Consider the following 8,205-nt stretch of genomic DNA (forward strand, 5'->3'; position numbering starts at 1 on the left):
CGGCAGGCCGCGCCTCGTCATCCTGCCTCTGGCCTACCGCGACTCAAGACCTGGAGCGCCACTTTCGCCCCCGGCCGGCGGGGTACCGCGGGACCGATGCACGTCGGCCCGGCGCAGGGCCGGTCCGACCGCGGTGCACAGGCCCGGAGTCCGGCCAGGAACAGGAGCGGGTTTCGTCGCCGACGAGCGGGGCCTTGCCGTACAGCAGTCGCGGTCCGCCGTCGACCACGCGGGCCCGGCGCAGGTACTCGCGGCCGACCGCCGAGTTTCCCTCGTCCGCGCCCACCAGTACGTCACCTGTCGCACCGGTGCCGTCGGCGACGTGCGCGGTCACCGTGCCCGACGGGTTGGTCCTGTCGTGGGTGAACCGGCAGCCGGGGCGCACGGACTTCTCCGGCCCGAAGAGCAGGATCTGACGTAGCGTCTGACGGCTGCCGGCGAGGTTCCCGCCGCCGGGCAAGCCCTCGACGAGCGGGAGTTCCTGCGCGTGCAGCAGGTTCAGCTGCTGGTCGAAGCGTCCATCCGGGCCCCGGACGTGCCGCAAGGGCAGCGTACGAGCGAGCGCCATCTGACTGTCCGACGGAAGGTTCACGCTGGGCCTCCGGCAGCCGTACGGCACAGGGCGGGGGTCGGCGTGACGCCGACCCCCGCCCTCTTCCGCTACCCTCCCCAGGCTGCCGTACGGCGCGGCGGCACAGGGTCAGTCGGTGGCACCGTCCTGCGGGTCGTCGGGGATCCAGGAGCCGTGCAGTCCGGCACTCACTCGGTGCGGCAGGTGCGCGGTGGCGATCCGGTCCAGGCTGCCCGCGTCCTCCCGGCCGGCCCCGGCGGCGGGGACGGACCCGGCCGGGGGTCATCGCCTCCGAGAAGGATCGTGACCGCTGGCGGTCGCCTGTCGACGCACCTCTGCACAGCCTGGGCAGGCCGGCCGGGTTGGCGTGGTGTGCTACCGGCGGCGGGCGGTGATCAGGCGCTGGAGGACGATGAAGACGAACAGCAGCCCGCCGATCACGATCCTGGTCCACCACGAGCTGAGGGTGCCCTGGAAGCTGATGACGGTCTGGATCAGGCCCAGCACCAGCACCCCCAGCACGGTGCCCAGCAGGTAGCCGGATCCGCCGGTGAGCAGTGTGCCACCGATCACCACGGCGGCGATCGCGTCCAGTTCCAGACCGACGGCGTGCAGACCGTAGCCGGAGAGCATGTAGAACGTGAGCAGCACACCGCCGAGCGCCGAGCAGAAGCCGCTGATCGCGTACACGGTGGTCTTGGTCCGCCCCACCGGCAGGCCCATCAGCAGAGCGGACTGCTCACTGCCGCCGAGCGCGTACACGTTCCGCCCGAGCCGGGTGTAGTGCAGCACGACGAACCCGGCCGCCACCACCACCAGCGCGACCAGCACGCTCGGCGATACGAACAGGTCGCCGAGCGGGATCCGGGTCTGCGCCATCGCGGTGTACGACGGGTTGGTGATGGAGATCGACTCGATGCTGATCGTGTAGCACAGGCCCCGGGCCAGGAACATGCCCGCCAGCGTCACGATGAACGGCTGGATCTCGAAGGTGTGGATCACCCACCCCATCACCCAACCGCCGGCGGCGCCCATCAGCAGCACCAGCGGGATGACGACCAGCGGCGGCCACCCGTGCCGCTCCACCAGCCAGGCGGAGACCATGGTGGACAGCGCCACCACCGCGCCGACCGACAGGTCGATGCCGCCGGTCAGCACGACGAAGGTCATCCCGACCGCGACCACGAGCAGGAAGGCGTTGTCGATCAACAGGTTGAGCAGCACCTGCCCGGAGAAGAACCCGTCGTACTGCACCGATCCGACGGTGAACATCGACACCAGCAGGACGGAGGTGACCAGCAGCGGGATCTGTGTGCGCACTCTGGTCATCAGGGCGTTGGCGTTCACGCGCCGACCTCCCGGTTGGTGGTGGTGGTGGCAGGACGACCAGGCCGCACGCCGCTCCGGCGCCCGGCGCCGCGCCGGGCGAGCTTGGCACGGAAGTTCGGCGACTGGATCAGGCAGACCGTGATCACCACGAAGGCCTTGAAGACCAGCGTGGTCTCCGGCGGGATGCCGATGGTGTAGACCGTGGTGGAGAGGGTCTGGATGATCAACGCGCCGAGGACCGTACCGCCGATGGAGAACCTGCCGCCGTTGAGCGAGGTCCCGCCGATCACCACGGCGAGGATGGCGTCCAGTTCGATCCACAGGCCGGCGTTGTTGCCGTCCGCCGCCGAGACGTTGGAGGAGACCATCAGCCCGGCGACCGCCGCGCAGAGCGCGCTGAACACGTACACCAGGCCCACCAGGCGCATCGCCCGGATCCCGACCAGTCGGCTGGCCACCGGATTGCCGCCGACCGACTCCAGCAGCAGGCCGAGCGCGGTGGAGCGGGTGAGCAGCGCGGTCAGCAGCGCGACCATTCCGCTGAGCAGGATCGCGAACGGCATCGTCAGCCAGTAGCCGCCGCCGATCAGCTTGTACGGCTCGCTGGTGATCGTGATGATCTGACCATCGGTGATCAGCTGGGCGACGCCGCGTCCGGCGACCATCAGGATCAGGGTGGCGATGATCGGCTGCACCCCGACCCGGGCCACCAGGACCCCGTTCGCGACGCCCAGCAGCACCGCCGTACCGAGCGCGATGGCGACCGCGCCGAGCACCGTGCCGAGACTCGCCGGGTCGGCGGCCTCGCTGATGTGCAGACAGGCCAGCGCGCCGGCGATGGCGACGGTGGAGCCGACCGAGAGGTCGATGCCGCCGGTGGCGATCACCAAGGTCATGCCGAGCGACACCAGGATCAGCGGAGCGCCGAAGTGCAGGATGTCGATCGTACTGCCGTACAGGTGGCCGTCCTTGAGGTGGACGGCGAAGAAGTCCGGAGTGAAGGCGAGGTTGGCGAGCAGCAGCCCGGCCAGCACCGCGGCCGGCCAGAACAGCCGGTACCGGGTCACCGCCCTGGCCCGCTGGGTGGTCGGTGCCGTGGTCATTGTTCCGCTCCGCTCGCGATGGTGGCCAGGACGCGCTCCGGGGTGAGTTCGCCGTCGTTGCTCAGTTGGGCGACCATCCGGCGGTCGCGCAGCACGCCGACGCGGTGGCTGAGCCGCAGCACCTCCTCCAGTTCGGCGGAGATGAACAGCACCGCCATGCCCTCCTCGGCGAGGTCCGCGACCAGCTTCTGGATCTGGGCCTTGGCGCCGATGTCGATGCCGCGGGTGGGCTCGTCCAGGATCAGCAACTTGGGGTCGGTGATCAGCCAGCGTGCCAGCAGCACCTTCTGCTGGTTTCCGCCGCTGAGGTTGCGGACCAGCGCCTCCGGGTTGCCCGGGCGGATGTCCAGGGCGCGGATCCAGCGCAGCGCCAACTCGTCCTGTGCGGTGCGCGACAGCGGACGGGCCCAGCCGCGGGCCGCCTGGAGCGCCAGCACGATGTTCTCCCGGACGGTCAACTCGCCGACCAGGCCCTCGGTCTTGCGGTTCTCCGAGCAGAACGCGATGCCGTGGGCGATCGCGTCGCGCGGGGTGCGCAGGTCCGTCTCGGTGCCGTTGATCCGCACGGTGCCGCGGTCCTTGTGGTCGGCACCGAACAGCAGCCGGGCGGCCTCGGTCCGGCCCGATCCCAGCAGGCCTGCCAGGCCGACCACTTCACCGGGGCGGATGGCGAGGTCGTACGGTTCGACGGCGCCCTGCCGGGCCAGCCCCTCGGCCTGCAGGAAGGCCCGGTCGGTGGCCGACGCGGAGCGCTCGCGCCGCCCGCCGCCCCCGGCGAGTTGCTCGAGTCCGGCGAGTTCGGCGCCGATCATCCGGGCGACCAGGTCGACCTGGTCGAGTTCACTGGTCAGGTACTCGCCCTCGAGCCGCCCGTTGCGCAGCACGGTCATCCGGTCGCAGATCTCGTAGATCTGGTCGAGGAAGTGCGAGACGAACAGGATGGCGACCCCCTGGTCACGCAACCGCCGCATCACGGTGAAGAGTTGGCGCACCTCGTCTCGGTCCAGGCTGGAGGTCGGCTCGTCGAGGATCAGCACCTTGGCCGAGACGTCCACCGCGCGGACGATGGCGACCAGTTGCTGGACGGCGATGGAGTGGCTGTCCAGCCTCGCGCTGACGTCGATGTCCAGCTCCAGTGTGCGGACCAACTCGGCGGCCCGGCGCCGCATCTCGGCCCAGTCGATCAGCCCGAAGCGGCGCGGTTCGCGGCCGATGAAGATGTTCTCCGCGACCGACAGGTTCGGGCAGAGGTTCACCTCCTGGTAGACGGTGCTGATGCCCGCCTGCTGGGCCTGGAGCGGACCGGCGATCCACACCCGCTGCCCGGCCAGCACCACCTCGCCGCCGTCCGCCGGGTGCACCCCGGTCAGCACCTTGATCAGCGTGGACTTGCCGGCGCCGTTCTCCCCCATCAGGGCGTGCACCTCGCCGGGGAAGAGCCGGAAATCGACCCCGTCCAGCGCCACCACCCCGGGGAACTCCTTGCGGATCCCCCGCACTTCCAGGACCGGTTGCTGACGCACCCCGGTTCTCCTCTCCTCGTGCGAACCCGGCCCGCCCGGGGAGCGATCCGCCGATCGCTCCCCGGGCGGGCGGGCTCGGTCAGTACTGGCGGGTCGGCAGTGCGGCAGCGGCCTGGTCCTGGGTGAAGACACCCTCCTGGGTCTTGATCCGCCTCGGCACCTGCTCGCCGGCCTTGACCTTCTTCACCAGGTCCATCAGCTGGTCACCGAGGAGCGGGTTGCACTCCACGTCGACGTTGATCTTGCCCTGGCTCATCGCGGTGAAGGCGTCCTTCACCCCGTCCACCGAGATGACCTTGATGTCGGTGCCCGGCTTCCTGCCGGCCTCCTCGATCGCCTGGATGGCACCCAGCGCCATGTCGTCGTTGTGCGCGTACAGCACGTCGATCTTCGGCTGGGCCTTCAGGAAGGCCTGCATGACCTCCTTGCCCTTCGCCCGGGTGAAGTCACCGGTCTGCGAGGCCACCACCTTGAACTTCGCGTCCGCCTTGATCACGTCGCCGAAGCCCGCCTTGCGGTCGTTGGCCGGCGCCGACCCCGTCGTGCCCTGCAACTCGACGATGTTCACCTCGTCGGACTTGCCCTGGTACTCCTTCACCAGCCAGTCGCCGGCCTTCTTTCCTTCCTCGACGAAGTCCGAGCCGAGGAAGGAGACATAGAGCGAGTCGTCTTTGGAGTCCACCGCCCGGTCGGTCAGGATCACCGGGATCTTGGCGTCCTTCGCCTCCTTCAGCACGGTGTCCCAACCCGACTCCACCACCGGCGAGAAGGCGATCACGTCGACCTTCTGCTGGATGAACGAACGGATCGCCTTGATCTGGTTCTCCTGCTTCTGCTGAGCGTCGGAGAACTTCAGCTCGATGCCCGCCTTCTTCGCGGACTCCTGGATCGACTTGGTGTTCGCGGTGCGCCAGCCGCTCTCCGCACCGACCTGCGAGAAGCCCACGACGAGCTTGTGGCCGGCACCCTTGTCGGCCGAGCCCCCGCCACCGCCGGAACCGCACGCGGTGAGGACGGTGACCATCGCACCGGCGACCAGGGCCGCCGCAGCTCTCTTGGACATGGTGGGACTTCCTCTCGGGTTCGTCGATCGCGCGAACGGCACCCGCCACGTGAACGTGAGGTATCGGCGCCGTTTCGCTCGAGGTCGATTGTTAGCGCTAACAAACGCCACCGGCAAGGCTCTCGCACCCCGTTACCCAATCTTGACCAGCTCGCCGAGGGCTGTCCGAAGTGCCGTCAACTCGCCTGCGGCAAGCCGCGTTGAGCCGCTGCGCGTGCGATCCGTGCCACGCGCGCAGCGCACGGAGCCTGGATGACGCGCACACCCGCCCAGCTGGAAGGCAGCACGCGGAGAGCCGTGAATCCGGGGGAAGGCTGCGACGACTTCACCTTCACCTCAGCTGCCGCAGGCGGCAGGTCAGTCGCGGCGGGCGGGTCCGGCGCTGCGGCGGAGAACCATTTCCGGGGAGATCCGGGCACGGTTGCGGGTGTGCGTCATCCCGGCGACTTCCTCGAGGAGGAGTTCGAGGGCACGGCGGCCGAGTTCCCCGAAGTCCTGGCGGACGGTGGTGAGCGGCGGGGTGAAGTACGCGGCCTCGGGGATGTCGTCGAAGCCGACCACGCTGATCTCGCCCGGCATCGCGCGGCCCGCCTCGTGCAGGGCGCGGAGCAGGCCGAGGGCCATGTGGTCGTTGGCGCAGAAGACGGCCGTGACCTCCGGGTCCTGCGCGATCCGGCGGCCCGCCTCGTAACCCGAACGGGCGCTCCAGTCGCCGCCGCCGACCTGAGGCACCCGGGCACCGCAGGCCTCCAGAGCTTGCCGCCAGCCGTCCTGGCGGTCGCGGCTCTCCATCCAGCCCACCGGCCCCGCCACGTGGTGCACGGTGCGGTGGCCCAGGTCGAGCAGGTGGCGGGTGGCGGCCTCGGCGCCGGCCCGGTTGTCGAACGACACCATCGGCACCGGGGACCGGCTGCCGGAACCGACCGCGACCACCGGCACCGAACTGGACAGGTCGGCGAGAGCGCCGACCGCGTCGACCTGTGGGGCGATCACCACGACGCCGTCCACGCCCTGGTCGCGCAGCCGGTCCACGGTCTCCTGCACGGAGCGGCTGTCCAGGGAACGCAGGCTGGCGACGCTGACGAAGTAGTCGGCGGTGCGGGCGGCGCGCTCGATGCCGTCGAGCATCGAGGCGGGCCCGTACAGGATGGAGTCGAAGCTGACCACGCCCAGGGTCCGCGAGCGGCGGGTGACCAGCGCACGCGCGGCCGAGTTCGGCCGGTAGTCGAGTTCGCGGATCGCGGCACGTACCCTCTCCCGGGTGCCCGGCCGCACGTGTGGGGCGCCGTTGAGCACCCGGGACACCGTCTGGTGGGAGACGCCGGCCAGCTTCGCGACGTCCGCCATCACCGGCTGTCTCGCCGCCGAACCAACCGCTTCACTTCCCACGCGCAGCCCCCCTCTGGTGCCCGATCCGACCGTGCGCCACGTCGTCATGCGGCGGCGCCACTGTCTCATGCCTCCACTGTGCAGTGCAGACGTTAGCGCTAACATACGGGCAGGTTCCGGCCCCTCCTGGGCGTGCACCGGCCGTTGATCGCCTGGCCGGCACGCCGGCGAAGAAAGATCGGCAATGCCTTCGCCGTACCGGCCGGAAGCGTTGACAGCTTGTCGAGCGGAGCCCAACACTGTCGCCGTCGACACGTCCGAACGGCCGTGGATCCCGGTGTGTTCGGCAACCGGTGGCGGACGCGGCGACGTTGATGACGAGTCGGTTCCGTGCACCGCCGCGCGACGCAGTCCGGCGGGCCCATCCTTCGCGGCCATCGGTGGCACGAAGGGATCCGCCCCACTCATCGGCAGGACGGATCACCGACGTGAGCTCGCTCCACCCCACCCCCCTGGGACCAGCCGCCTCCGGCGGATCGTCCGCAGGGCGCGCGCCGTCATGCCGGCCCTCTGGCCGACGGTCTCCTGTGGCGTGAGCTGACGGTCCGCCGCGCAGAGTATTGACAACGCGCATCACCTGCCGAAGATTTACCTGAGCATGCCACGTGAGTGATCCTCGAAGGATTGTTAGCGCTAACAGGCAGCCCGGGCAACCCGGTAGGTCCCCCGGCCGACCGGGCGCCACCGGTGCGCAGGCATCCCCGCAGATGGGGAGCGATGGACACACCACGACTCAATGAGAAGCCCCGGCGACCTGCCAAACGCACAGGTCGGCACGTGAAGGGGACTTTGAAACCCACCGGCCAAGGCGAGGACTCCTTCGCCGGCCGATTGACAACTCTTGGAGCGCGCGCTCACGGCAGCACTCGGATGTCATCGCTAACAAAGCCGTGCGACAGCTCCGGTCCGTTCACAATGGAGGTCTCCATGCATAGACGAAGTTCCAGCCCCAGGCACCCCTCTGTGGTGCTCACCACCGTACTTGCGGTCGCGGCGGCACTGGCGGCGATGCTCGTCGCCAACCCGGCTCAGGCGGACACCAGCGGCGCCCTGCGCGGTGCGGGTTCCGGCCGGTGTCTCGACGTGCCGAACTTCGGCCGGGCCGACGGCACGTCCCTGCAGGTCTACGACTGCTCGGGCGGGGCCAACCAGCAGTGGACGTCGACGGCCGGCGACCAGCTGACCGTGTACGGCGACAAGTGCCTGGACGTGCCGGGCCACGCCACC

Annotated in this window: 7 protein-coding genes; 1 reads left to right on the forward strand and 6 read right to left on the reverse strand. The window is 69.8% G+C overall.

Translation table 11 applies throughout. The features are described from left to right. Positions 1 to 43 precede the first annotated feature (43 nt). The 6 genes from PUR71_RS28000 to PUR71_RS28025 all read right to left on the reverse strand — a co-directional run bounded on the left by PUR71_RS28000 (position 44) and on the right by PUR71_RS28025 (position 6,936). Positions 44 to 568: a hypothetical protein gene (locus PUR71_RS28000; RefSeq protein WP_329929914.1), complete on the reverse strand. Its 525-nt coding sequence runs from the start codon at positions 566 to 568 to the stop codon at positions 44 to 46. Positions 569 to 946: 378 nt separating this feature from the next. Then, complete coding sequence (gene yjfF / locus PUR71_RS28005; RefSeq protein ID WP_329929931.1) at positions 947 to 1,900, reverse strand: galactofuranose ABC transporter, permease protein YjfF; 954 nt, start codon at positions 1,898 to 1,900, stop codon at positions 947 to 949. Positions 1,901 to 1,914: 14 nt separating this feature from the next. Further along, complete coding sequence (locus tag PUR71_RS28010) at positions 1,915 to 3,003, reverse strand: ABC transporter permease (protein ID WP_329929915.1); 1,089 nt, start codon at positions 3,001 to 3,003, stop codon at positions 1,915 to 1,917. Beyond that, entirely contained in the window at positions 3,000 to 4,526 is a 1,527-nt protein-coding gene (locus tag PUR71_RS28015; protein WP_329929917.1) for a sugar ABC transporter ATP-binding protein, read from the reverse strand. Before PUR71_RS28015 ends, PUR71_RS28010 begins: the two co-directional genes overlap by 4 nt. 79 nt (positions 4,527 to 4,605) lie before the next feature. Further along, complete coding sequence (locus tag PUR71_RS28020; protein ID WP_329929918.1) at positions 4,606 to 5,589, reverse strand: ABC transporter substrate-binding protein; 984 nt, start codon at positions 5,587 to 5,589, stop codon at positions 4,606 to 4,608. Positions 5,590 to 5,946: 357 nt separating this feature from the next. Beyond that, entirely contained in the window at positions 5,947 to 6,936 is a 990-nt protein-coding gene (locus PUR71_RS28025; protein ID WP_329929919.1) for a LacI family DNA-binding transcriptional regulator, read from the reverse strand. A 969-nt stretch (positions 6,937 to 7,905) separates the two neighbouring features. On the opposite strand from PUR71_RS28025, the gene PUR71_RS28030 reads away from it, so the two are divergent. Beyond that, a partial coding sequence (locus PUR71_RS28030; RefSeq protein ID WP_329929920.1) for a ricin-type beta-trefoil lectin domain protein occupies positions 7,906 to 8,205 on the forward strand: 300 nt, incomplete at its 3' end.

The sequence above is a fragment of the Streptomyces sp. SP17BM10 genome, assembly GCF_036322405.1.
GTDB lineage: Bacteria > Actinomycetota > Actinomycetes > Streptomycetales > Streptomycetaceae > Kitasatospora.